Below are 22,730 nucleotides of genomic sequence, written 5' to 3'. Positions count from 1 at the left end.
CATGCGCGCCATCATCATCGGAGCCGGCATCGCCGGCCTGGCCACTGCCCTGCGCCTGCACCAGATCGGCTGGGACACCCTCATCGTCGAACGCGCGCCCGCCCGCCGCGGCGGCGGCTACGCGGTCACCTTCGGCGGCATCGGCTACGACGCCGCCGAACGCATGGACATCCTGAACGCGCTGCTCAAGAAGGGCTTCATCACCGACGAACTCGTCTACCACAAGCCGAGTGGCGAACGCCGCTTCGCCCTCGACCGCGCTACCATCGCCGCCACCACGGGCGCGCGCTCGATCACCATCCTGCGCGGCGACCTCGAAGCCGTCCTGTATGAAAAGGTACGCGATCACACCGAGATCCGCTTCGGCGCCACCCTCACCGCCGTCGACCAGGACGACCACGCCGTCCGCGTGACCTTGACCGACGGCACCATCGAGGAGGCTGACCTGCTGATCGGCGCCGATGGCCTGCACTCGGCCACCCGCGCCCTGCTGTTCGGCCCGGAGGAGGACTTCCTGCTCGACCTGAAGCACAAGGTCGCCGTCTACATGCTGGATCGGCGTCCCGCCACCATCGCGCCCGGCGCCACCGGCACCCTGTCGTCCGGTGGCCGCACCGCCGCGGTCATCAGCATCCCCGACGGCCGCAACGTCGCCTTCTTCGGCTACCGCGCAAGCCACGCCCGCCCAGGTGAGGACGTGACCACCGAACTGCGGCGCGTCTACGGCGACCTCGGCTGGGTCATCCCCGAAGCCCTGGCGGGGCTCCAGCGGGCCGACTCGGTGTACTTCGACACCATCAGCCAGGTCGTGGCCCCGTCCTGGAGCAAAGGCCGGGTGATCCTGCTCGGCGACGCCGCCTGGTGCGTCACCCTGTTCGCCGGGTACGGCTCCTCACTGGCCGTCGGCGGCGCCGACCGCCTCGGCACCGAACTGACCGCCCACCCCGGCGACATCCCCGCTGCACTGGCCGCGTGGGAGGCGGCCATCCGGCCCGAAGCCGAACGCAAGCAGAAACTCGGCCGCCGCGTCAAAGGCGTCTACGCCCCCACCAACCCGATGTTGCTGTGGCTGAGCCAGTTGCCGCTGCGGCTGGCCTCCCTGCCGCCGGTCCGCCGGTACATGACCCGCCGCTTCATCAAAGGTTGAATGGACCCGGGGAGTGAACCCGTTGGCAGCGGCTGCCATCGTCAGGTGGCGCTCTCGCCACCTGACGATGAGCGGGATCATCTCGTTCGTCATGTAGGGGTAGAAGTCGCGCATCTCGTGCAGGCGCCGAACGGTGGCGCTGTCCTCGCCTGCCGCCCTGACGCGACCACGGCGGTGAACCGCGGGATGCCCCTGTCTCTTGACGGCACCACATCCGCGCTATTTAATAAACCAGCAGTCGGTTTATTAAAGGAGTATGTGGTGGCCCGTACCGTCGATCCAGCGGCGCACGCCTCGCGCCGGGAGGAGTACCTCCAGGCCGCTCAGCATCTTGTGGAGAGCCGGGGATATGCGCAGATGAGTGTGCAGGACGTGCTGGCCGAGACCGGTACGTCCAAGGGCGCCTTCTACCACTACTTCGACTCCAAGCAGGCGCTGCTGGAGGCGCTGATCGAGCGCAACGCCGATCTGCTGCGGGCGCACCTGGCGCCGATCGCGCACGAGGGGGAGCTACTCGCGCTGGAGCGGCTGCAGAACTTCTTCACCGCCCTGGCCGGTTGGAAGAGCCAACGGCGCGACCTCCTGATCGCCCTGCTGCGCATCTGGTACTCCGACGACAACGCCGTCGTCCGGCACAAGACGCGCGCAACCGTCTCGGCCCGGATTCTGCCCCTGCTGGCCGCGATCGTCGGCCAGGGGATGAACGAAGGGGTCTTCGCGGCACGCGACGCCGATGGCACGGCCCGCGTACTGCTCTCGCTCGTCAACGAAGTCAACGACGCCCTCGGCGAACTGTTGCTGGCGGCAGCGCCAAACGCCGCGCCGCTGTCGGCGATCGAATCGGTCGCCGACGCCTACACCGACGCCCTGGAACGCGTGCTCGGTCTGGCGCCCGGCTCACTGCTGCTCTTGGACGCGGCGGCGGTGGCGGCCTGGCTCGACGACAGCGCCCCTGCCAGTGCCTCGAACAGTACTCCCGTCAAGGAGTGAACCATGGTCATCGTCCTGAAGGTTCTGCTCGGCCTGTACATATTGCAGGCGCTGATCAAATTCATCAACTTCTTCGCCATCCCCTACCCGGCCCGCATCAAGCGCATCGCCGCGGTCTACAGCGGCGGGGGACGCTTCATCAGATGGTTCGACGACATCCTGCTCATCTTCATGGCCGTCCTGGTCGCGCTGCTGGCGGCCGTCGGACTGGAGCACCTCAGCTTCATCACCGGGCTCCTGGTCGGCCTGACCCTGACCCAGGTGTTCTTCCATCGCTTCACCCAGCCCTTGACACCGGACCGATCGCCGCCACCGCCCGTCACCCCGATCAAGACGCTGTCGTACGCCATCCAGGCCAACCCCCGCCTGGCCTGGCGTGACCTGGCGATCCAGGGGGCCCTGTTCATCTGGGCGCTCACCATGCTGGCCACGCAAAGCTGACACGCGCAAGCGCGCCCCTCCCGAGGGCGAGCCGCCTTATACCCGCACACCTCTGGCCGCACCTGCGCCTGGCCGCTTCGGCCGATGGCCGGCGTGATCCGGCAGGCGCGGATGCTCCTATGCCTTGCGGGTACGCCGAGTTCGACTTCATCGTGGTCGGGCTCGCAGCCGGAGCATGAACAGGACGACGGCGACGCCGGGGCCCAGTCCCCATGCCACCGGTGCGATCGCGCCCATGAGCCTGGTGGAATCGACCAGGAGTCCGAGCGCGCCGCCCAGGCTGAGCACGCCCGTGATCGCGAAGGCCATGGCGATGCCACGGTCCAGCCCATGACCGCGGAAGGCCGGGATCAGGAAGAGGCAGGCGAGGGAGAAGAAGACCCCCCAGCCGAGCAGTTCGAAGGCGAACATCAGTGACGGCCAGCCGTAGGGCTGGAACCATTCCAGGCCGGCCGTCTGCCCCAGGGCGGGGCTCTGCCGGACCATTGTCAGCGCCACGAAGCGATTGGCGCAGGTGAAGACGGCGCACATGACGGCGAAGGCCAGCGCGACGAGCGTGAACACCTGTCTGTCCGGCGGGGTGGCGAGATGAATTGCGCACCACAGCGGCACTATGGCCAGGCCCGCGAGCATCATGATCGCGTGGAAGGCGGTCGTGAAGGGCTCCTGAGGCGGGAACGGCGCCCCCTGCGCCGTCATCACGGCGAGAGCCGCCATATAGACCAGCAGCAGGGCGACGAAGCCGCCGCCTGCCCACATCCCCACCGACGCGACCGACGTTCTCTGCTTCATGGGCTTCTCTCGCTCCTAGTGGCGTATATCGTTCACCACAATGGTGAACGATATACGCCACTATAGACTTCCTCTGACCGCACCGCAGCACGGGAAGAGGTCGCGATGGGTGAGCAGCACAGGAGGCGCATGCCGGCGGGCGTCGAACTGGCCTGGCGCGCCTCCAGCCGCGCCGCCCGGACAAGCGGCGAGCCCGGCAACGGACACAAACCGGGCCCTCGCCCGGGTCTCACCCTGGAGCGCATCGTCACGGCCGCGATCGACATCGCCGACAGGGAAGGACTCACCGCCGTATCGCTGGCTCGCGTCGCCTCCGCCCTCGGCGTCGCGACGACCTCGTTGTACCGCCACGTCCGTTCCAAGGACGACCTGGTCGTGGTGATGCGCGACGCCGCCGCCGCACCGCTCCATGAGCTGCCGCCGCCCGGCACCGGACGCTGGCGAGAGTCGCTCGCCGACATCGCCTGGCAGATCTACGACCTCTACCGGCGCCATCCATGGGTCCTGCACGTGCCCACGTCCGGCCCGCCCAGCACGCCGAACGACCTCCTGTGGGGTGAGCGCATGCTCAGCGCCCTGTCCCAGACCACCCTGAGCCCGGCCGACCGGCTCCGTGCCGTCACCCTGCTCTTCGGCTACGTCCGCGAACAGGCTCGTCTGACCCTGGATCCGGTCATCGCCGACGATGGCGATACCGCGACGGACGACTACTTCCGTTTCCTCGGGAGGGTCATGACGCCGGATCGCTATCCCATGTTCTGCCGCCTCTTCGCCGACCAGGCGAACACCGCCTCCATCGGCTACACCGCCGAGGACTTCCAGTTCGGCCTGGACCGCATTCTGGCCGGACTGACCGAACTCGATCGAAACGGCGACGGCCGGTGACCGCCGGCACGAACGGTTCGCCACGAATGTCCGCCGCCGGACAGCAACGCCCCGAGGATCGTGGCGGGCCCAGGCCCGTGCGGTGGGACATCCCCGCCGGCGACTTGTCGATGGCGAGGAAACAGGCCCTGGCCCGCACAGCCGCGCGGCGACCGGCCGCCCCACCGAGCGCCCAGGCGGCCGTCGAGGTCAGTCGGCGGTGCCGGTGAGTTCGTTCGGGGGCTGGGGCAGGGAGGTGGTCTTGGTCACCTTCCCGGAGGTGAAGTCGATCGCGTGCACCTGCTCGCCCGCCGGGTCGCTCACATAGACGACCTGGTCACGGACGAAGATATTCGGCCGGGGCTGCTGCCACTCCAGTGGCTCCTTCCACTCGTCCAGGACCTTGATGGTCCTTACGACCTTGGCCGCGGCCGGGTCGATGACGTGGACGGCGCCGTCGGTGCCGAGGACCAGGGCTTCCCCTTGGGGACCGCGCGCCAGAGAGCGGAAGGTGTAGCTGGTGCCCAGCTCGACCAGCTTCAGCTTGCCGGTCTCGGTGTCGATGAGGGAGACACGGGTGGGGCGTTCCAGTTCGGCGTCGGGGTCCTTCTTGTAGTCGCCCAGGATGATCGGCGACAGGTCCGAGCCGGCCTGGGTGCCGATGCGCCCGTGCTCGCCGGGGCTCGCGATCTTGCTGATCTTGCCATCCTTGTAGAGCAGGACGCCGTTCTCACAGCCGACCACGACGGCCTCGCCCTGGGCGACGGCCTCGCCGTGCACGCCGGGGCAGTCCTCGCTGCGGGTGACCTCCTTGCGGTCCTTGTCGAGAACGACGATGCCGGTGCGCTCCTCTTCGGTGCCGAGGGTGACGACCAGCTCGCCGTTCTCCAGTTCGATCGCGACGCCGTGATGCGGCGCGGTCGCCTTGTACGTCTCGCCCTTCGGCAGTCCCGTAGCGAGATCATCGGGATTGAAGAGGGTGACTTCGCCGGTGCCGTCGGCGAACAGGACGGTGCTTCCGGCGTGCCTGACCACATGGCCCGGCTTGGATCCCTTGAATTCGTCGGCCTTCAGTGTGGCGGAGGCGGCGTCCAGGACCCGGAATCCGGTCGAGGTGGAGACCAGGACGTGCCGTTCGTCACCGGCGGGGTTGACGCGGTTGTATCCGGCGAGGGGAATGTCCTTGACCAGCTCCAGGGTCTGCCCGTCCAGGACGTACAGGCCGCCGGCGTAGGTCGTGACGATGGGGTCCGTCACTGTTCTCTGGGCGGTGCCGACCGTGGGTGCGGCGCGCGCGGGCGCCGCCGCCGGCTTTTGCGCCGCGCAGGCGGTGAGGAGGAAGCCCGTTGCGAGCAGTGCGGTGGTCCAGGATCGGACGGTCATATGCCATGTGCCTTTCTGAGCAGGAGGTTTCTCAACGGCCGTTGAGGCCGTCGGTCATGGCCTCGGTGTTGCTGCGGATCATGTCGAGGTAGGTGGCCGCGCCCGGTGACCTGCGGCTCAGTGACTCGGAGAACATCGGGACGACTTTGACGTCCACACCGGCTTCCGAGGCGAGGACCTGGGCGAGGCGGTCGGGCTGGGAGGAATCGGCGAAGATGGCCTTGACCTTCGCCGACCTGATCGCATCCGTCAGCGACTTCAGGTCAGAGGCGCTCGGGGAGGCCAGGGTCGTGCCGCTGGGGATCACCGCGCCGATGACCTGGAAGCCGTACCGCTGAGCGAAGTAGCCGAAGACGTGGTGGTTGGTGACCAGGCGGCGGGACCGGGGCGGGATGGTGGCGACCTGCCGCTCGACCCACGAGTCGAGCTGCTCGACCCTGGACCGGTAGGTCGTGGCGGCGGCCCGGACGGCGGCGGGGTCGATGCCGTCCACGTGCGTGACGACCTGCTCCGCGATCAGGTCCACGGCCTTGGCCATGCGCCGTGGGTCCGTCCAGAAGTGGGGGTCGAACTGCCCCGCCGTCTCGTCGGCGGTGAAGCGGATCGGGTCGACGCCCTCCGCCACGGCCAGGGCGGGCACGCCGGCCCGCCTGGCGGCCTCGACGTTGCGCAGCACGCCTTCCTCCAGGCCGAGCCCGTTGTAGACGATCAGATCGGCGCGCTCGATCAGTGCGGCTTCCTGAGCGGAGACGCCGAAGGAGTGCGGGTCGGAGTCGGGTTTCATCAGCACGGTGACCTCGGCTTGGTCACCGATGATGGTGCGCGTGACGTCACCGAGGATGTTGGTGGTGACGACCACGCTGGGGGCGGTTTCGCCGGTGTCCGAGCATCCGGCCACCAGCACGAACGCGATCGCCGTCACGAGCCGGGCCAGCGGCCGGGTCATCGTCCGGTCTCCGTCATGTAGGTGGGCGTGAAGCCGGGCTTGAACGTGCGGGCTCGCCGGAGGTCATCGTTGTAGTCGATCTCGTAGACGGCCTTGCCGGCCGGGTCGTTGACGTAGGCGCGACCGGTGTCCACCTGGAGGTCGGGCGCACCGGTCAGCGGTCCGGTCAGGAGCTTCGTCCTGGCGGTCTCCTTGCCGGAGGCGGGATCGTGCGCGTGCAGGACGCCGTCCTTGGTCAGGGACAGGACCGGCGCGTCCTCACCCGCCGCGCTCACCGCGACCACGGGGCCGGTCTTCAGGAGTCTCCACGTTCGGGCGGCGACGTCGAGCACCCATGTCCCGGACTCACCGGCCCTGGCCGCCAGGGTAGAGCTGCCCGGACGATGCCGGAACGCCTTCGCCCGGTCGCCCTCGGCCGGCTTGCGCGGATATCGGATTTTCACGCCATCGAACGCACCGCCCTTCTCGGTGACCAGGAGGGCCCCGTCGGCGCATCCGAAGAGCACGCCCCGCCGTGTCACCGCCGTACCTGCCGCATCCACGCAGGCGCCGACGTCAGCGCCTCCTTCGACCCGTACGGCCCCGCCCTCGGCGACCAGCAGGCGGCCCCGGTAGGGCACGGCGGCGGCACCCTTGATGGTTCCCTTCTCGACGAGTTCGCCCTTCTCCATGCGGGCACGGTCGAGCAGCTTGACCGTGCCGTCGCCGCCCCGGACGGCGGCGGTCGCCGTGTCGGCGGCGGCGTCGTGCGGAGGTCGCCCGGCAACGGCACCGAGATCACGCGCCGCGGCCCGGTAGTAGTGGAAATGATCGCCGTGATCGACGGCCCAGGCACCGCTGTCGATCACGCGCAGCCCGTCCGTGCCGGTGGTGACATAGGCGAACCGGCCGTCACCGGCGACACCGCGCACGTCCTCGGCCTCGGCCACCTCGGTGGTCTTCTCCGTGAGCAGGTCGAGCACGTGGACCTTGCCCGTATCGCCGTCGGCCAGCACGAGGCGGGACTGCGGCTCGGCCATCTCCTCGGCGCCCTCGACGTATCCGTGCGGAACCTCGTCCGTCACACGCGGTGCCGCGCCGTTGCCGCTCTCCTGAGCACACCCTCCGAGCAGGCCGACGAGGGCGAGCGCCACGACTGTGCACCGCCTCACGGCGCTACCGCCTTCCGCAAGACCCGGTGCCGCAGCCCATCGCCCAACGCCGACAGGAAGAACAACCCCACGGCCACCGCCGCGATCGTGGCGCCCGCCGCGGTGGCCGCGTGCCACGACACCACCAGCCCGATCACGGTCGAGACGATCCCGAGCAGCGCGGCTCCGAGCATGATCGTCGGAATGCGCCGGGCCCACAGTGCGGCGGCGGCCGGCGGCCCGATCAGCAGCCCGAACACCAGCAGTGTCCCGACGATGTGGAACGAGGCGACGATCGCCAGTGTGACCAGGCCGAGCATCAGGACGTGTGCCAGCCGGGGACGCATCCCCAGCGTGTGGGCCTTGCGCGCGTCGAAGGCGAGCGCGACGAAGATCCGATGCCCGAGCACCGCCACCAGCGCCGTCACCGCGAGCGCGACACCCAGCCGGGCCAGATCCCGCCCCTCGACCGCCAGTACGTCACCGAACAGGAACCCGGTCAGGTCCACCGCGAAGGACTGGGAATGCGAGACCACGATCACGCCCAGCGACAACATCCCCGCGAACAGCAGCCCGATGCTGGTGTCCTGCGACAGCCGGCCCGACCGGCCGAGGAGGCCGACCCCGATCGCCATCCCGCCGGCACTCAGCAGTGCGCCGAGCAGGATGTTCGCTCCGGCCATCGACGCGACCGCCACTCCCAGGAGCATGCCGTGGGACATCGCGTCGCCCAGGAACGCCAGGCCGCGCAGCACCACCCAGGTACCGGCCGACGCGCAGAGCAGCGACACCAGGATGCCTGCCCATAGCGCTTGCCGGACAAAGGACACCTGAAAGGGATCAAACAACCAATCCATGAGGCAATACCCTACAATGAAAACCGTTGTCATTCTCAAGAGGGGGTCTCATGGCGGTCGACGGAGTCGTGATCAGCGAGGTCACGGCGGGCTACGGCCGCAAGACGGTCCTGCACGGGCTCTCGGCCCGGTTACCACGCCCCGGTGTGACCGCTGTCGTCGGACCGAACGGGTCCGGCAAGTCGACGCTGCTGGGTGTGCTCGCCGGGACCGTACGCCCGTCAGGCGGCACGGTCGAGCGCCCGGCCAATGGCCGCCCCGGCTTCGTGGTCCAACGTGACGCCATCTCCGATTCCCTGCCGATCACCGTGCGGGAAACGGTGGCGATGGGGCGCTGGGCCCTGCGCGGCCCGTGGAGGCGGCTGAGGCCGCACGACTGGGCGATCGTCGACGCCTGCATGGCCATGCTGGACGTCTCCGACCTGGCCCCGCGCCGGCTGGGCACGTTGTCAGGAGGTCAGCGCCAGCGCGTCCTCGTCGCCCAAGGGCTCGCCCAGGAGCCCGCACTGCTCCTGCTGGACGAACCCACGACCGGCCTGGACGCCAGCGCCAGGCAGCACATCATCGCCGCACTCGACCGCGACAAGGCGCGAGGCGTCACGGTCGTCCACGCCACACACGACCTGGATTTGGCCATGCGTGCCGACCACTGCCTCCTCCTCGACAGAGGACGACTCCTGGCCCAGGGCCTGCCCGGCTCCGTCCTGACGCCGCAGGCACTGGGCCGGGTGTTCCATGGGCTCCATGACGCGACCACGCGGCATGAAGCCACACTCCTGCGGGATGGAGAGGGCTCGGGATGAGCACAGGGTCGCGGGCTGCGGGACGATACCCCCCGGCAAATCCCACGGCGCGCGCGGGCTGGGTCATGTCGATTGCCGGGGGGACGAAGGGGTCACTGCACGGCGCGCCAGACTGTGCCGCGGCGCTGGTACTCCAGCACCTCCTCGGCCAGCAGCGCGGCCTGCGGGCCGTAGAAACGTTCGGCCAGCCACAATCCCAGGTCGAGGCCAGAGGTGACGCCGCCGGAGGTGACCAGGTCGCCGTCGTCGACGACTCTGGCCCTGACGACGTCGCCACCTCGCGCTCGAACGTCGTCTTCGGCGATGTGGTGGGTGGCGCAGGGGCGGCCGTCGGTGAGCCCGGCCGCGGCGAGCAGTTGCGTGCCGGTGCACACCGCCGCCAGGATGAGGCCAGGCCGGGCAGCCGAGGCCAGTGCACGCGGCAGCGCGCCGCGGATCATCTCGCGATCCACGCCGGAGCCCTCGCCGTAACCGCCTCCTGGCACCAAGATCACGTCTGCGGTGCCGGGCGACCAGGGGGCCCGGACGGTGATCTCGGCCCCAGACGCGGTGGTCACCGCCCGTGGAAGGGCTGGATCTGTGCCTGCACATGGTGCGACGAGACCTCGGCGCGGCCACCGCGGCCGACGCCGCCCGGGCGATCGTCATGCCGCCGCAGCGCTCCGGGGGCCAGGCCCAGTTCATCGAGCACCGCGACCCCGAGGGCGACCCCGACGATCTGGCCCCGGCCCTGCAGTGGATGCACGACAACCTGGACAAGCCGCTGACCCTGGCCGACATCGCGGCGCAGGCCGCCATGAGTACGCGCAGCCTGTCGCGCCGCTTCCGCGCCAGGCTGGGCATGACCCCGCTGCAATGGCTGCTCGACCAGCGTGTGCGGCGGGCCAGGGAACTGCTGGAGACAACCGGCCTGCCAGTGGAGCGGATCGCGCGGATAACGGGATTCGGTTCGGTCGAGGCCCTACGGCACCATTTCGCCAGACAGGTCGGGTTGCGTCCGCGGAACCCGCATCCGCTCCTGCTGACTTTGCCCGTTCCCGGACATGCTTACGCCCCATCCATCCACCCCCCGATGGGGCTGGTGCGGACGGGGCGTAAGCCGTACCGGATCTGCTAGGTGCTAGACGCGACCCCACAGGGCCGGTACGTTCGGCGGCTCCCATCCAGGCAGCGATGTGTGCGCCTGGATGCACCGGTAGGAGACGCCCTGATAGGTCACTACCTGGCCCGTGGTGTACGAACTCCACGTCGCCCAGGAGGTCTCTCCGCCGACTTCGTTCACGGTCAGGCTGAAGGAGGCGGAGCGGTCGGCCGAGGTTCCGTCACCGTTCAGGCTGATGGTGTGCGTGCCCGCAGGTGCGCCGGCAGAGGTCGCGATGGTCACCGTCGATGACTGGCCGGCGGTGATGGTGGCCGGGCTGAACGTGACGGTCACGCCCGTCGGCAGGGTGCCCGCGGAGAGCGCGACGGGCTGCGGGCTGCCGTTGGTGACCGTGGTGTTCAGCGTGGTCTGGGCGGCCTCGCCCGCGTTGACGCTTGCCGAGGCCGGGTTGAGGGCGATCGAGTAGTCGTCCTGCTGGATCGTGCCCACGTTCAGTGAGAAGGTCGTCTCCTTGTCGGCGGACGCGCCGTCGGCGAGGATCCGGATGGAGTGCGTGCCCGAAGGGGTGCTTGAGGTGGTGCTCACCCGCACGGTCGAAGTCTGGCCGGACTGGATGGTGGCCGGGGTGAAGGTGACCGAGACGCCCGTGGGCAGCGTGCCGGTCGTGCGCAGGCTGACCGGCTGCGCGCTGCCGGCGGTGACCGTGGTGTTCAGCGTGCTCTGGGCGGCCTCGCCCGCGTTGACGCTTCCCGAGGCCGGGTTGAGGGCGACCGAGAAGTCGTTGTTCTGTGAGGTGCAGGTCGGGTCGTTCGTCGCCGGGACGTTCACCGCGGTCCAGGCGGCCTTCGTCGCGTTGAACTCGGTGCAGCTACCCGGGAACAGCGACTTGGCGGCGTTCAGCGTGGCGATGCGCGCCTTGGCGTGGTTCCACGGAGCGGTCTTGGTGTTCAGGCCGCCCAGGAAGATCTGGCCGGCCTTCTGGATGCCGATGCCGGTCAGTGGCGTGGGGCCGGAGCAGACCGGACTGGCCGGCTTGCCCGCGGGGTTGGTGCCCTCGGCCAGTAGGTAGAACCAGTGGTTCTGCGGTCCCGCCGCAGCGTGGACGCCCGACGGAGGCGATGAGCTGTAGCAGTTCGGGTGGCCCTTGGCCTGCGGGTTGTACATGTTGCGGATCTCGCCGGATCCGGCCAGGTTGACCTCTTCGCCGACCAGGTAGTCCGGCGGGTCGAGGCTGGCCGGGTGGTTGACGTAGTGCTCGGTGAGCGCGCCCATGATGTCGCCGGTGGACTCGTTCATGCCGCCGGTCTCGGTGCCCGAGCCGGACCCGCCGCTGCCGGAGTACTGGAAGACGCCGTGACCGAACTCGTGGCCCACCACGTCCATCGCCACGGCCTGGCGGGTGTTGCTGGAGTTGTGGCCGAACTCGGTGTAGGTGCCGTACCAGAAGGCGTTGACGTCATTGAGGCCGACGCGAATGGGGTAGTGAGCGCCCGAGCCGTTGATCCCGTTACGGCCGAGCCACTCGCGGAGCATGTCCCATTCCTTCTGCGCCCCGAACATCGCATCGACGCAGGCGGTCTCCAGATTGGTGCCGGCTCCGGTGCCCCAGTTGTCGTCGGTGCCGGTGTAGGTCTGGCCGTTCATGCCGCCGCACCGCAGGCCGGGGCGGGTGCTGTCGGACATCGAGTAGCTGCTGCCGGAGCCCGACGTGGTGATCGTCACCGGGTTGCCGTTGTAGTGGCTGTTCCCCATGCCCGCCCGGACGTCGTCCCAGGCGTCGACGACCTTGCCGTTGACGGCGTCGACGTACACGTGCTGGACGCTGGGGGCGTTCTCGGTCCTGCCGGTGACATCGACCGCCCACGCGAGCCGCGGGTTCTTCGTCGCCGCGTAGATCGCCAGGGTCGGCGTGCCGACGGTCTCGACCTTTGTCAGCCGCTTGCGTGCGGTCAGCGCCGCCTGATCGGCGGTGATCTTCGGGGTGGAGGTCACCGCCAGTTCGGTCTGCTGGCCAGTGGTTACCGAATGGACGACTTGACCAGATATGTCCGTGGTGACGATCGCCTCGCCGCCATATACCGGCAGGCCCTTGTGGAGCCGCGTGTAGGTCAGGTACTGCACGCCGCGAGCGCCGGAGATGGCTCGTTCCAGCTGGAAGTCGTCCGACGGCGCCACCTTGAGCTCATCGGCGGCGGCCGTGAGCGCGTTCTCCCCGCTCGACAGGGCTTTGGCGCGCTGTCTCGGGTCTGGAGCGGCGGTCACGGCGAGGGGCTGTGCGGGGCCTTGAGATTGGGCTTTGGTCGGGGCAGATGCACGCTCGGTTTGCGGTAGGTCTGATGCCCATGTTGGAGCGGACATGGGCGACACGGTGAGGGCGACGGTCGCCAGTACGGCGACGCCACCTCGCCTGATTTTGGGGTTCACATGGCTCCTTGGGGGGTGCGAAGGAGCCCGGCCGGGTTGCGTCAGGCTCGCACTCACCGCTTTGGAGTAGTAACCCCACAAGTTTCCATAGCATGGTGTTATGTGAAGGTCTGCTATATAGCACTGTGTTATGGGGTGCCGAGGACCGGGCACTGTCATCTGCTTGAAGGATCGGCACCGGCCGGACGGCGAGGGCGCTGCACGCGAGCACCGGCAGCAGGTCCATGCCCTGCTCGACCAGGGTGCCGGGCTGCTGGGACGTGCCCAACGCCGGGCTGAGGACCCCGCTGTGCCGGTTCGGCAACTCCTCGTCGAGATCAAGGAACTCGGTTCCACCGGCGGTCAGAACCTGACCTCGCCCAAGCGTTCGGCCGGCCTCATCCGGGGCGCCGTGCTGGTTTCGACACCGGGCAGCAAGTGGCAGACTCGTCGGTCACCTCACCGCGCAAGGGCCGCCGCGCACGCGGGTGACAGGCCGCCACGCGTGGTATCGACGTCCGCGGCGAGGGTCACCCTCGGGCGGGGGAGGCGGTGCGTCCAGGGGCGACGACGCGCTGCGGCGCGGAGTGGATCAGCTCGTACTCGCGGCTGATCGCGCTCGCCGCGCTGAGCACGAGCGGGAGCAGTTCTTCGATCAGCCGTTCCTGGCTGACCTCGGCGGTGATGGCCGTGATGTTGACGGCCGCGATGGTCCTCCCGTCGCCGTCGCGCAGCGGGGCCGCGACGGACCGGATCCCGGCCGCGACCTCCTCGTCGGTCGAGGCCCAGCCCCTGGCCCGAATCTCGCGCAGCTCGGCGTCCAGGTCCTCGGCCGTCCGCTGCCTGCGCGGGGTGACCGGCGACCGCGTCGGGGTCTCCAGGGCGGCGCGGAGGCCGTCCGCGTCGAGAGAGGCGAGGAGGACCTTCCCGAGGGCCGTGCTCGCGGCGGGGAGGCGGGCCCCGACGTCCACACGGACGGAGACGACCTTGGGGACCTCGACGCGTGCGACGTAGAGGATGTCGGACCCGTCGAGCTGAGCCACGGACGCGGCCTGGTCCGTGTGGGTGACGAGGTCGCGCAGGTGCGGGTGGGCGACCTCCCAGAGCCCGGTGGAGAGGGTGTAGGCCATGCCCAGTTCAAGCACGCGAGGGGTGAGGACGACGCCTTCGGGGGTCGGACGGACGTACCCGAGGTGTTCGAGCGTGAGGATGATGCGGCGCGCGGTCGGCCGGGCCAGGCCGGTGGCGGTCGCGATGTCGGTGAGGGACATCGGCACGCGGCGTGACCCGAAGCACCTGAGCACGTCGAGCCCGCGGGCCAGCGCCTCGATGAAGTCGGGGCCGGCGTTGTCGCGTGGCATCTGGGTCCTTTCGTCGGGCTCCGGGTGCCAGGGTAGCGGGCGCGCCCGCCCCTTTGAACCGCCATACGGCCAGGCGACCGCTGAGCGGCGGCAGCCTGTGACAGGCTCCCGGCTGGATCCCGGCGGCGGGGACCTGGAAACCGGCCGGTGAGGGCGAGGAGGACTGGTCCCAGGGTCTCGGCGGCCTGGACCCGCCGGCCGCGTCCGGCCAGGCGTCAGTCGGCGGACCCGGGGGTTCGCCGCCACGGCCGCGGCACCTCTGCCCCATGGCGAGGCCCCCGGCGTCCAGGACACCGGGGGCCGGTGGGGGCGGGGCGGGCGGTCGCCCGGAACCGGCTCGGATGCGTCCGGCGCACACCCAAGGTCTCGGAGTGCCGAGCGGTGGCTCGGCCGTCCAAGGCCCTGGTGTGCTCAACGGTCGCGCAGACCCGGTTCTCGAACGTCGACGGCGGCGCGACCGCCCAGTTCAGGGACGCCCGGCAGTGGCGCGGGCCAGCCGTGCCGCGGCGGCGGGAAAGAGGTCCGCCGCACGCCGCCGCACGCCCTCGACCTCCTCCGAGGACAGGGCGCCGCACTGCACGAGGCCCCGCAGGTTCGCGTCGGCCGACGCCTCCGTCGTACACGGGGCGCCCCAGTCGCTGCCGTACACGATGCGCCCCGCGCCCACGGTCGCCACGGCGGGCAGCAGCGACTCCGCCGCGGCGGTCGCCGCCATGTCCACATAGACCGACCCGAGCTGCGCGTCGATTTCGTCCGCCGTGATGCCCTGGGGCACCCACGCCTCCGCGCCGAGCAGCCTGAGCCGTCCGGTCAGCGCCGGAAAGGCGCCGCCGCAGTGGGCGATGACGAAGGTGATGTCCGGGTACCGCGTGAACGTCTTGCGGAACAGCATGTCGAAGACGGTCCTGGCGGTCTCGAAGGCCACCTCGTACAGCGGGGCGGGGTGGTCGAGAACCGGAGGGCGGCGGGCGTCCGGGTGTACGAACACCACGGCGCCCCAGTCATTGAGCCGCGTCCACAGCGGCGCCAGCGACTCGTCGCCCAGGTGGACGCCGTTATAGCAGGCGGTGACGGCGAAACCCTCGGCTCCGAGGTCTTCGCGGGCCCGGACGGCCTCGCGCACGGCGGCCTCCGGGTCGTCGGTGGGAAGCGCCGCCAGGAGGCCGAACCGCGACGGGTGGTCCGCGACGAGCCGCGCCCCGTAGTCGTTCGAGGCGCGGAGGGCGGGCAGGGCACCCGGGATGTTGCTCAGGAGTTGCATGTCGGTCCCGGACGCGTCCATGTACGCGAGCGTCCGTTCCAAGGACCATTCGTGGGGTTCCGGGAAGTAGATTCCCCTGCCGAGCATGGCCTGCCACCCCCGCAGGCGCTCGTCCTGCGTGCTCGGCGGGGAGAAGTGCGCGTGGACGTCGATGTATCCCCCGGTGGGGTAGGTGCTTCCCTGCGTGAGGGCGGTGGTCGTGGGCTGCGCGGCGGCCATGGGCGGGCCCGCCTTTCTGTGAGGTCGTGCGTCCGCGAAGGTGTCCAGGGCGAAGGGCAGGGGGCGGGGGCTAGGGCCTACACGCGCCGCCGCGCCCCGGTGAACAGGGCGAGGCCCTCCTCGATCTCCGCGAGCGGGCTCCTGGCCAGGTTCGGCGCCAGCAGCGCGCGCGCCTCGGCCGGTGCGACGAGCGCGGACGGGTCCACCTCGTCCACCCGCCAGCTTCCGCTGTCGTCGTAGATGAACTCGCCCACGAGCCGTCCGTCCCGGTAGGGCCAGCTCGCCGCGAAGTTGTGCGAGATCTGGTAGGTGCCCTCGGGCTCGGCGTCCTCGCCCGCGAGCGCCGGGTCGGTGCCGCGGACCACCTGGGCGAACACCGCCTCGATGAAGACGCCGTGGTCCGAGACCGCCACCTGCTCGTCAAGAGCGCCGAACACGTTGGCCCCCTCCGAGACGATGGCCGAGTAGAAGGCGCGGACCTCGGCCATGCCGTCGCACACCGTGGTCCGCCCCCGCTCGGTGATCCGGTAGACGGGGTGGTCCACCGTCATGGCCGGCGTGAGGATGTCCTCCCAGAACCCCGACACCTCCAGCAGTGCGTGCCGGCGGTAGTTCTTCAGCATGTGCCGGTGCCGCGGGTTCTCGACCACGGCGAGCGCGGCGTCCACGCCGGTGGTGATGTCCCGGACGTCGAAGACCTTCATGGTTTCTCTCCTTCCCGACCCGCGTGCGGGCCGGCTGATCCGGGCGCGGACGGCGGTGCCGCCGCGTCCCCGAGGTAGGCGCCGGCGACGTCGTCGATCCTCGGCCGCATCTCGTCCGCGGTACCCGAGGCCGCCACTGTCCCACCGGCCATGACGTAGACGCGGTCCGCCCAGCGCAGGGCCAGGTGGACGTGCTGCTCGACGATGACCACCCCGCACCCCCGCTCGGCCGCGATCCGGCGGAGCACGGGGAAGAACGCGTTGACGACCATCGGGGCGAGCCCGAGGCTCATCTCGTCCACGATGAGCAGGCGCGGGTCGCGGCACAGGGCCCGCGCGAGGGCGAGCATCTGCTGCTCCCCGCCGGAGAGCGCGGCGACCCTGCGCCCACCGAGCCGCCGCAGCGCGGGGAAGTACCCGAGCAGCCACCCTGGCGGCCTTCTGGTCCCGGCGGCGAGCCTGATCGTCTCGTCCACGGTCAGCGACGGGAAGAGCGAGCGGTCCTCGGGGACGTGCTGGACGCCGGCGCGAGCCCGCCGCGCGGGGGCCAGCCCGGCGAGCGTCCGGCCGTCCAGCCGGATCTCGCCCGCGTATGTGCTCACCAGCCCGGAGATCGCGAGGAGCGTCGTGGTCTTGCCCGCGCCGTTCGCGCCGAGCAGGGCCACCAGCTCGCCCGGCTCCACCGAGAGGCTGACGTCGCGCACGACGGGCACCGCCGCGTACCCGGCCGACAGGCCCCTCACGTCCAGCAGGCTCACGGCGCCTCCCCGGCCGGACGGCCGCCGCGGCGCCACCCGTCGTCTCGTGTCCCCCGTCGCGTCTCCAGCCCGGTTTGTGCGCCCGGGGCGGGAACGGTCCCCCGGCCGTACTCGTGATCCCACTCGCGGCCTCCCTCGCCGCCCGGCTCCCCGTCGTTTCCGGAGCCACGCTCACTCTCCGGCTCCGCGTCGTCGGTGCCGAGGTAGGCCGCGACGACCCCGGGGTCGTTCCGCACCGCCGCGGGCTCGCCGGCCGCTATGACCACGCCGAAGTCGAGGACGTACACACGGTCGCAGATCCCGAGGACGAGCGGCATGTCGTGGTCGACAAGGACGACCGACGCGCCGGAGGCGGCGACGTCGCGCAGCATCCCGCCCAGCAGGCCGCGCTCGCGCGAGTCCAGCCCTGCCGCGGGCTCGTCCATGAGCAGCAGCGTGGGATCCGCGGCCAGCGCGCGGGCGACGCCGACCAGCACACGGCGGCCGTGCGGCAGCTCGCCGGGCAGCCTGTCGGCCAGAGCGCTGATGCCGAGGCGCGCGAGGACGTCGCCCTCGGCGTCGCGGGCCCGGCCGTGCGCCGCCACCCGGACGTTCTCCGCGACGGTCAGGTCCTCGAAGAGTTGCAGGGTCTGCCAGGTTCTCGCCATCCCCAGGCGGGCCCGTTCCGACGGCCCGCACCCGCGGACGTCGCGCCCGGCGAACGTGAGGGAGCCGCCGCTGAGCGAGGCGAACCCGGTGATCGCGTCGAGCAGCGTGCTCTTCCCCGCGCCGTTCGGTCCGATGATCCCGACCAGTTCCCCCGGCGCGATCTCGACGTCCACCTCGTGCAGCGCGCGCACGCCGCCGTAATGCAGGGAGACGGCCTCAGCGCGCAGTAGCGCGCCGGACGCAGTCACGACTCCCCCATCGCGCGGCGTGGCCCGCGCAGGCCCCGCACGGCGTCGGAGACGGTCACGGCGACGCCGTCGGGCGACCCGATCACGGTGAGGATCACGGCGAGCCCCGCGAACAGGGGCTGGTAGTCCGGGCTCATCCCCGTCCAGGTCGTGACGGCGTGGAACAGCAGGCCCTGCGACACCAGCAGGCCGCCGACGAGCGCGCCGCCGACCGTCCCGACACCGCCCAGCACGGCGACCGCGAAGAACGCGATGGAGATCAGCGGCCCGAAGCGGTCGGCGCTGACGCCGGAGAAGTTGTAGCCGTACAGTACTCCGGCGGTGCCCGCGAGCATGCCGCCGATCGCGAAGGCGGCGGTCTTGGCGGCCCCCACGTTCACGCCCGCGGCAGCGGCGGCGGCCTCGCTCGACCGGACGGCCAGCATGCGGGCACCGAGGGCCGAGCGCCGCAGCGCGACCACGAGCAGCGCGCACCCCAGCAGGACGGCGAGCACGAGGAGTCCGAACCCCTGGCTCGGCGGCTCGGTGCCCCAGAACGACCGGGCCGGCGAGATCTCCAGGCCGAAGACCGAGACGGGCTCGACGTTCGCGGGCCGCAGGCCGCTGCCCCATTGCGGGTTGCCGAACCAGAACCGCTGCGCGGCCACGCCCCCGGCCAGCGTCAGCACGGCGAGCTGGAGACCGCGCACCCGGCGGGCGGGCAGCGAGAACAGCAGGCTGACCGCCACCGCCGCCGCGACGCCTGCGACCGGGGGCAGGGGGAACGGGAGGCCCGCGTCCGTCCCCGCGGCGGCGGTGACGTACCCGGCGGCCCCGGCCACGGCCATCTGGGCGAAGGAGATCTGGCCCACGAAGCCGGTCGTGACGACGACGGACAGGCAGAGCACCGCCCCGAGCATCGAGTTGATCAGCGCCTGCCGCCAGTCGAACGGGAGCCCGGCCAGGGCCAGGACGGCGACGGCCGCGGCGGCGAGGGCGGCGGGCCCCGCGCGCCGGGGCCGGGGGGCGCGCGGCATGGCCGGCGCGGCCTGCGTCAGCCGGTCCGGCAGCGTGCGTCCCCGGAGGTAGAGCGCGACGGCCAGTACGAGGAACGGCACCAGCTCGGCCACGCCCGGCAGCGGCCCGCCGTCCACCGTGGGGAACCATGGCTGCCCCTGGAACAGGGCGATCAGCGAGTTGACGGCCCCGAGCCCGAACGCCGTGGCGACGGTGACGCCGAACGACGCGAAGCCGCCGAGCAGGGCTGCGGTCAGCACAGGGACGACCAGGAGGGTGAAGGTCACCGGCTGGAGCTGGGTCGTCGGGGCCGCGAGCATGCCGAAGAGCCCGCCGAGTACGCTCGCGATCATCCAGTTGGCGCACTCCAGGCGGGCGGTGGACAGCCCGAGGAGCACCGCGCCCTTTCCGCTGTCGGCGGCGGCCCGTGTCGCGATTCCGAAGCGGGTGACGCGGTAGAGCGCCCAGAGCAGGATCGTCGCGGCGACCACGAGGCCGGCCAGCAGCAGGCGGTCCGCCGGGATCGAAACGCCGAGCAGGGCGACCGGCTCCTGCGGCAGGACCGCCGGAGCGGTGACGGGGTCGGCGCCCCAGCGCAGGACGATCACCGCCTGCACCGTCAGCAGGACGCCCGACGCCGCCACGATCTTGGCCAGTGGCCCCGCCTCCGCCAGCGGCCGGTACAACAGCAGGTACTGGAGCATGCCGAGGCCCGCCGCCACCGCCAGGCCGACCGCGAGCGCGGGCAGGGCGGCGAGCGGCTCGCCACCGGCCGTCAGGCGGATCTGCGGGAGAATCAGCGTACCCGTCGTACGCAGCTCGGAGTAGGTGTAGGCGGAGAAGGCCGCGGTGGCGCCCGCCGCGATGTCAATGACCCCCGACGAGCGGTACGTCACCACCATCCCCGTCGCCAGCCCGGCGATCAGCGCGCCGTACCCGAGCCCGAGCGCCAGGAAGGCGAGGATCTGCTCGGCCGTCATTCGCTGCTCCCGGCCGGTGGAAGGCGTCGCGGCGTCATCCGGCGATGCCGATGCTCTCGGCGTTCACCTCGACCGAGCGGTCCCACCGGCCCGCGCCCCGGTACGGGGACAGGAAGACGGTGGTCGAGCAGAGCGAGGGCAGGCCCTTGCCGGCGAGGAAGCCGCAGGAGATGCGCTCGGGCCCAAGGAACAGCGGGCCGCGGAACCCCTTCCACCAGGCGGAGACGGCGTCGGGCGCGGGCTCGGGGCCGATCTCGTTCAGCATCTTCGCCGTCAGGATGACGGAGTTCCAGGCGTACGGGGCGAGCCCGCCCGCCTTGGCGCCGGGCGCGTAGGCGTTCATGACGCTCCGGTAGACCGCCGCCTGCCGGTCCGTCTCGGGGGACAGCACGTTGCGGGACTGCCCGACGTACGTCCACGCGGGCAGGTCGCCGCCGTTCGCCCGGCGCACGGAGTCGTCGGTGCAGAAGTCGAGCGCGATGACCGGCGCCTTGACGCCGAGCTGCTGCACGGCGCGTGCGGTGGGGAGGCAACTCGGCGTGCTTGCGATGCGCACCACGGCGTCGGCGTCGAGCGCTCCCGCGGAGACGAGCGCGGAGGCGACGTCGGCGGAGCCCGTCTGGGTGGCGACCTGCTTGAAAGTGACCCCGAGCTGCCCGAAGGCGCTCGCGACGGACTTCGCGCCGAAGGACGAGCCGGGGTCGTCGCCGTCGTACACCACGGCGACGCGCTTGGCCTTGAGGACCTCGGCGACGTACTTCGCGATGCCGCCCTGGATGCCGTACGACCCGGGCCACGGCTGGTACACCCCCTCGGCCGTGACGTCCGTCGGGGACGCGGGCGTCTGCCCGACCACCGCCTTGCGACCGCGGAGGGTGCTGTAGACGGACGCCGTCCCGACGGTCAGCAGGCTGAGCTGCACCACGCGGACGCGCTCGTCGCCGGCCAGCTTCTGCGCGCAGTTCAACGCCTCCTCCTGCGCGGAGACGACCACGCAGGGGACGAGGGCGAGAGTGCGCCCGCCGACGCCGCCCAGCCTCTCGTTGACGAACTTGACGGCCGCGTCCGCCGCGGCCTGCGCCTCGGGGAAGCCGGGGATGCCGCCGTGCTGGGTGATGAAGCCGACGTGCACCGGCGGCTTGGCGGAGTCCGCGCGGCCCGGCGTGCCGCCGACGTAGGGGCTCAGCGTGCTCCGCGCGGCGTCCAGGTTCGGCAGGGCACCCGGGACCTGCGCCGACGGGCTCGCGGCCGTCCCACTGCCCGAGCCGGGGGCGGCGCAGGCCGTGAGGCCCAGCAGGAGTCCGGCGCCCGCCGCGACGGCCGCCCGGCTCCCGCGGGCGCGAGTGTGTTCAGTCATTCGTTGGCACCTCTCATCACACGGCCGTCCGGCGCGAGCTCGGCTTCGGGGTCGTGGCCGTAGATCCATCCGTTGTGGGTCAGCGGGTCCTCGGTCGCGAACGACGCGTCCCTGGCCCGCTGGGCAGGTCCGTCGGGCAGGTGGTTGCTCTCGGCCCGGCCCCGGCTCGCCCGCTGGAGCCGGGTGGCGCGCGGGCGGCGGATCTCCTCGTAGCGCGTGAGCGCGGCGGGCGGGTCCTCCGGGCGGTCGGCGAGGCAGTGGGCGAGGACCGCGGCGTCCTCCAGCGCCTGGGCGGCGCCCTGGGCGTAGAACGGGAACATGGGATGCGCGGCGTCGCCGATCAGCGCGACCGGGCCCCTGGTCCAGCGGGACAGCGGGTCGCGGTCGAGGAGTGCCCACTGACCGGTGCGGTCGGCCGCCGCGAGCAGTGCGATCAGCTCTGGCGCCCATCCGGCGAACTCGGCGCGCAGGTCTTCGACCCGGCCCTCGGCCGACCAGGACTCGGTCGTCCAGTCCTTCGCCGGCCCGAAGGCGACGATGTTGACCAGCCCGCCGCCGGAGATCGGGTAGTGCACCAGGTGGTGGCCGGGCCCCAGCCAGAGGGTCTGCACCGGGCGCAGCGCGAACCCGGGGGCCCGGTCCGCCGGCACGAGACACCGGTAGGCGCACATCCCCGAGAACCGCGGCGGGCCGGTCTGGCCCACGAAGCGCCCGACGGTCGAGTGCACGCCGTCGGCGCCGATGACGACGTCGGCCACCGCCCGCGTCCCGTCCGCGAAGCCGATCGCGACGGCCCGGCCGAGCCGCGCCAGCTCGACGACCCGGTGGCCCAGCCGCAGCACGGGCTCCGGCACCGCCGCCCTGACCACGTCGAGGAGGTCGGCGCGGTGGGTGACGAAGCACTGCTCCCCGTAGCGGCGCTCACACTCGTCGCCGAGCCGCTGGGAGAACAGCACCCGCCCATCGGCCCAGCGCCGGAACTCCCAGCCCACTCGCAGGGCCACCGCGCGCTCCCGCAGCCTGTCGTACTGGCCGAGCCTGCGCAGCAGCCGGACGGCGTTGGGTGACACGACGAGCCCCGCCCCCACCTCGGTCAGCTCCCTGGCCTGCTCGTACACGGTCACATCCAGGCCGGCGCGGTGCAGGAACGCCGCAGCGGCGAGACCGCCGATCCCCCCGCCGACCACGGCGACCCGCAGGCCGGGCGGGCGGGCCTGGGCACTGATGGGCATTCGCGTACTCCTGTCGGTTCTGGGGTGTGGACCGGCGACGGCGCGGCGCGCGCGTCCCGCGGAACGGGGACGATGAAAGGGGCTCCCACCTGGACGTAGACTCGCCGG

At 71.3% G+C, this 22,730-nt stretch carries 21 protein-coding genes; 6 read left to right on the top strand and 15 right to left on the bottom strand.

Annotated elements, in window-relative coordinates; all coding sequences use genetic code 11:
* Nucleotide 1: 1 nt before the first annotated feature.
* The 3 genes from ACH34R_RS40115 to ACH34R_RS40105 all read left to right on the top strand — a co-directional run bounded on the left by ACH34R_RS40115 (nucleotide 2) and on the right by ACH34R_RS40105 (nucleotide 2,578).
* On the top strand, nucleotides 2-1,147 hold the full coding sequence (locus tag ACH34R_RS40115; RefSeq protein WP_397566850.1) for an FAD-dependent monooxygenase: 1,146 nt from the start codon (nucleotides 2-4) through the stop codon (nucleotides 1,145-1,147).
* A gap of 261 nt (nucleotides 1,148-1,408) precedes the next feature.
* A complete protein-coding gene (locus ACH34R_RS40110) occupies nucleotides 1,409-2,137 on the top strand; it encodes a TetR/AcrR family transcriptional regulator (RefSeq protein WP_397566849.1) in 729 nt (242 codons plus the stop codon).
* A 3-nt stretch (nucleotides 2,138-2,140) separates the two neighbouring features.
* Nucleotides 2,141-2,578: a hypothetical protein gene (locus tag ACH34R_RS40105; protein ID WP_397566848.1), complete on the top strand. Its 438-nt coding sequence runs from the start codon at nucleotides 2,141-2,143 to the stop codon at nucleotides 2,576-2,578.
* 147 nt (nucleotides 2,579-2,725) lie between these two features.
* On the opposite strand, the gene ACH34R_RS40100 is transcribed toward ACH34R_RS40105, so the two are convergent.
* Nucleotides 2,726-3,370 (bottom strand): hypothetical protein, encoded by a 645-nt coding sequence (locus ACH34R_RS40100; RefSeq protein WP_397566847.1) that lies wholly within the window; start codon nucleotides 3,368-3,370, stop codon nucleotides 2,726-2,728.
* 105 nt (nucleotides 3,371-3,475) lie between these two features.
* Here ACH34R_RS40100 and ACH34R_RS40095 point away from each other — a divergent pair, with 105 nt between their 5' ends.
* Nucleotides 3,476-4,255 carry a TetR/AcrR family transcriptional regulator gene (locus ACH34R_RS40095; RefSeq protein ID WP_397566846.1) on the top strand — a complete coding sequence of 260 codons (780 nt, stop codon included), beginning with the start codon at nucleotides 3,476-3,478 and terminating at the stop codon, nucleotides 4,253-4,255.
* A 189-nt stretch (nucleotides 4,256-4,444) separates the two neighbouring features.
* Here ACH34R_RS40095 and aztD read toward each other — a convergent pair whose 3' ends face one another.
* Genes aztD through aztB form a run of 4 tightly spaced genes read right to left on the bottom strand, consistent with a single transcriptional unit; the run spans nucleotide 4,445 to nucleotide 8,550 of the window.
* Nucleotides 4,445-5,617 (bottom strand): zinc metallochaperone AztD, encoded by a 1,173-nt coding sequence (aztD, locus tag ACH34R_RS40090; RefSeq protein ID WP_397566845.1) that lies wholly within the window; start codon nucleotides 5,615-5,617, stop codon nucleotides 4,445-4,447.
* Nucleotides 5,618-5,648: 31 nt separating this feature from the next.
* Entirely contained in the window at nucleotides 5,649-6,563 is a 915-nt protein-coding gene (aztC, locus tag ACH34R_RS40085; RefSeq protein ID WP_397566844.1) for a zinc ABC transporter substrate-binding protein AztC, read from the bottom strand.
* On the bottom strand, nucleotides 6,560-7,714 hold the full coding sequence (locus tag ACH34R_RS40080; RefSeq protein ID WP_397566843.1) for a hypothetical protein: 1,155 nt from the start codon (nucleotides 7,712-7,714) through the stop codon (nucleotides 6,560-6,562). The genes aztC and ACH34R_RS40080 overlap by 4 nt, the downstream gene beginning before the upstream one ends.
* A complete protein-coding gene (gene aztB / locus ACH34R_RS40075; protein WP_397566842.1) occupies nucleotides 7,711-8,550 on the bottom strand; it encodes a zinc ABC transporter permease AztB in 840 nt (279 codons plus the stop codon). Before aztB ends, ACH34R_RS40080 begins: the two co-directional genes overlap by 4 nt.
* Nucleotides 8,551-8,600: 50 nt before the next feature.
* On the opposite strand from aztB, the gene aztA reads away from it, so the two are divergent.
* Nucleotides 8,601-9,353, top strand: a complete 753-nt coding sequence (aztA, locus tag ACH34R_RS40070; RefSeq protein WP_397566841.1) for a zinc ABC transporter ATP-binding protein AztA — start codon at nucleotides 8,601-8,603, stop codon at nucleotides 9,351-9,353.
* A gap of 92 nt (nucleotides 9,354-9,445) precedes the next feature.
* On the opposite strand, the gene ACH34R_RS40065 is transcribed toward aztA, so the two are convergent.
* Nucleotides 9,446-9,910, bottom strand: a complete 465-nt coding sequence (locus ACH34R_RS40065) for a DJ-1/PfpI family protein (RefSeq protein ID WP_397566840.1) — start codon at nucleotides 9,908-9,910, stop codon at nucleotides 9,446-9,448.
* A 5-nt stretch (nucleotides 9,911-9,915) separates the two neighbouring features.
* Here ACH34R_RS40065 and ACH34R_RS40060 point away from each other — a divergent pair, with 5 nt between their 5' ends.
* A complete protein-coding gene (locus ACH34R_RS40060; protein ID WP_397566839.1) occupies nucleotides 9,916-10,470 on the top strand; it encodes a GlxA family transcriptional regulator in 555 nt (184 codons plus the stop codon).
* Nucleotides 10,471-10,473: 3 nt separating this feature from the next.
* Here the strand turns inward: ACH34R_RS40060 and ACH34R_RS40055 are convergent, their stop codons facing one another.
* From ACH34R_RS40055 to ACH34R_RS40015, 9 genes are all read right to left on the bottom strand, one after another.
* A complete protein-coding gene (locus tag ACH34R_RS40055; RefSeq protein WP_397566838.1) occupies nucleotides 10,474-12,717 on the bottom strand; it encodes a M4 family metallopeptidase in 2,244 nt (747 codons plus the stop codon).
* Between the two features lie 671 nt (nucleotides 12,718-13,388).
* On the bottom strand, nucleotides 13,389-14,219 hold the full coding sequence (locus ACH34R_RS40050) for an IclR family transcriptional regulator C-terminal domain-containing protein (protein WP_397566837.1): 831 nt from the start codon (nucleotides 14,217-14,219) through the stop codon (nucleotides 13,389-13,391).
* 466 nt (nucleotides 14,220-14,685) lie between these two features.
* Complete coding sequence (locus tag ACH34R_RS40045; protein ID WP_397566836.1) at nucleotides 14,686-15,699, bottom strand: amidohydrolase family protein; 1,014 nt, start codon at nucleotides 15,697-15,699, stop codon at nucleotides 14,686-14,688.
* 77 nt (nucleotides 15,700-15,776) lie between these two features.
* Nucleotides 15,777-16,403: a hypothetical protein gene (locus ACH34R_RS40040; RefSeq protein ID WP_397566835.1), complete on the bottom strand. Its 627-nt coding sequence runs from the start codon at nucleotides 16,401-16,403 to the stop codon at nucleotides 15,777-15,779.
* Nucleotides 16,400-17,161, bottom strand: a complete 762-nt coding sequence (locus tag ACH34R_RS40035; RefSeq protein ID WP_397566834.1) for an ABC transporter ATP-binding protein — start codon at nucleotides 17,159-17,161, stop codon at nucleotides 16,400-16,402. Before ACH34R_RS40035 ends, ACH34R_RS40040 begins: the two co-directional genes overlap by 4 nt.
* Entirely contained in the window at nucleotides 17,158-18,057 is a 900-nt protein-coding gene (locus ACH34R_RS40030) for an ABC transporter ATP-binding protein (protein ID WP_397566833.1), read from the bottom strand. Before ACH34R_RS40030 ends, ACH34R_RS40035 begins: the two co-directional genes overlap by 4 nt.
* Nucleotides 18,054-20,033: a hypothetical protein gene (locus ACH34R_RS40025; protein ID WP_397566832.1), complete on the bottom strand. Its 1,980-nt coding sequence runs from the start codon at nucleotides 20,031-20,033 to the stop codon at nucleotides 18,054-18,056. Before ACH34R_RS40025 ends, ACH34R_RS40030 begins: the two co-directional genes overlap by 4 nt.
* A 34-nt stretch (nucleotides 20,034-20,067) precedes the next feature.
* Nucleotides 20,068-21,390, bottom strand: coding sequence for an ABC transporter substrate-binding protein (locus ACH34R_RS40020; RefSeq protein ID WP_397566831.1), 1,323 nt, complete (start codon nucleotides 21,388-21,390; stop codon nucleotides 20,068-20,070).
* Complete coding sequence (locus ACH34R_RS40015; protein ID WP_397566830.1) at nucleotides 21,387-22,622, bottom strand: FAD-dependent monooxygenase; 1,236 nt, start codon at nucleotides 22,620-22,622, stop codon at nucleotides 21,387-21,389. The genes ACH34R_RS40020 and ACH34R_RS40015 overlap by 4 nt, the downstream gene beginning before the upstream one ends.
* Between the last annotated feature and the right edge of the window lie 108 nt (nucleotides 22,623-22,730).

The organism is Spongiactinospora sp. 9N601 (genome assembly GCF_044326295.1).
GTDB classification, from domain to species: Bacteria; Actinomycetota; Actinomycetes; order Streptosporangiales; family Streptosporangiaceae; genus Spongiactinospora; species Spongiactinospora gelatinilytica.
Note: the sequence above shows the minus strand (reverse complement) of the source record. Positions and strands in the feature narration are given on the sequence as shown.

Excerpts from the sequence above, each read along its gene's own strand:
- ACH34R_RS40115 (WP_397566850.1), top strand. The coding sequence starts at position 2 with ATGCGCGCCATCATCATCGGAGCCGGCATCGCCGGCCTGGCCACTGCC.
- ACH34R_RS40105 (WP_397566848.1), top strand. The coding sequence starts at position 2,141 with ATGGTCATCGTCCTGAAGGTTCTGCTCGGCCTGTACATATTGCAGGCG.
- ACH34R_RS40100 (WP_397566847.1), bottom strand. The coding sequence starts at position 3,370 with ATGAAGCAGAGAACGTCGGTCGCGTCGGTGGGGATGTGGGCAGGCGGC.
- ACH34R_RS40095 (WP_397566846.1), top strand. The coding sequence starts at position 3,476 with ATGGGTGAGCAGCACAGGAGGCGCATGCCGGCGGGCGTCGAACTGGCC.
- aztD (WP_397566845.1), bottom strand. The coding sequence starts at position 5,617 with ATGACCGTCCGATCCTGGACCACCGCACTGCTCGCAACGGGCTTCCTC.
- aztC (WP_397566844.1), bottom strand. The coding sequence starts at position 6,563 with ATGACCCGGCCGCTGGCCCGGCTCGTGACGGCGATCGCGTTCGTGCTG.
- aztB (WP_397566842.1), bottom strand. The coding sequence starts at position 8,550 with ATGGATTGGTTGTTTGATCCCTTTCAGGTGTCCTTTGTCCGGCAAGCG.
- aztA (WP_397566841.1), top strand. The coding sequence starts at position 8,601 with ATGGCGGTCGACGGAGTCGTGATCAGCGAGGTCACGGCGGGCTACGGC.
- ACH34R_RS40050 (WP_397566837.1), bottom strand. The coding sequence starts at position 14,219 with ATGCCACGCGACAACGCCGGCCCCGACTTCATCGAGGCGCTGGCCCGC.
- ACH34R_RS40045 (WP_397566836.1), bottom strand. The coding sequence starts at position 15,699 with ATGGCCGCCGCGCAGCCCACGACCACCGCCCTCACGCAGGGAAGCACC.
- ACH34R_RS40040 (WP_397566835.1), bottom strand. The coding sequence starts at position 16,403 with ATGAAGGTCTTCGACGTCCGGGACATCACCACCGGCGTGGACGCCGCG.
- ACH34R_RS40025 (WP_397566832.1), bottom strand. The coding sequence starts at position 20,033 with ATGACGGCCGAGCAGATCCTCGCCTTCCTGGCGCTCGGGCTCGGGTAC.
- ACH34R_RS40020 (WP_397566831.1), bottom strand. The coding sequence starts at position 21,390 with ATGACTGAACACACTCGCGCCCGCGGGAGCCGGGCGGCCGTCGCGGCG.
- ACH34R_RS40015 (WP_397566830.1), bottom strand. The coding sequence starts at position 22,622 with ATGCCCATCAGTGCCCAGGCCCGCCCGCCCGGCCTGCGGGTCGCCGTG.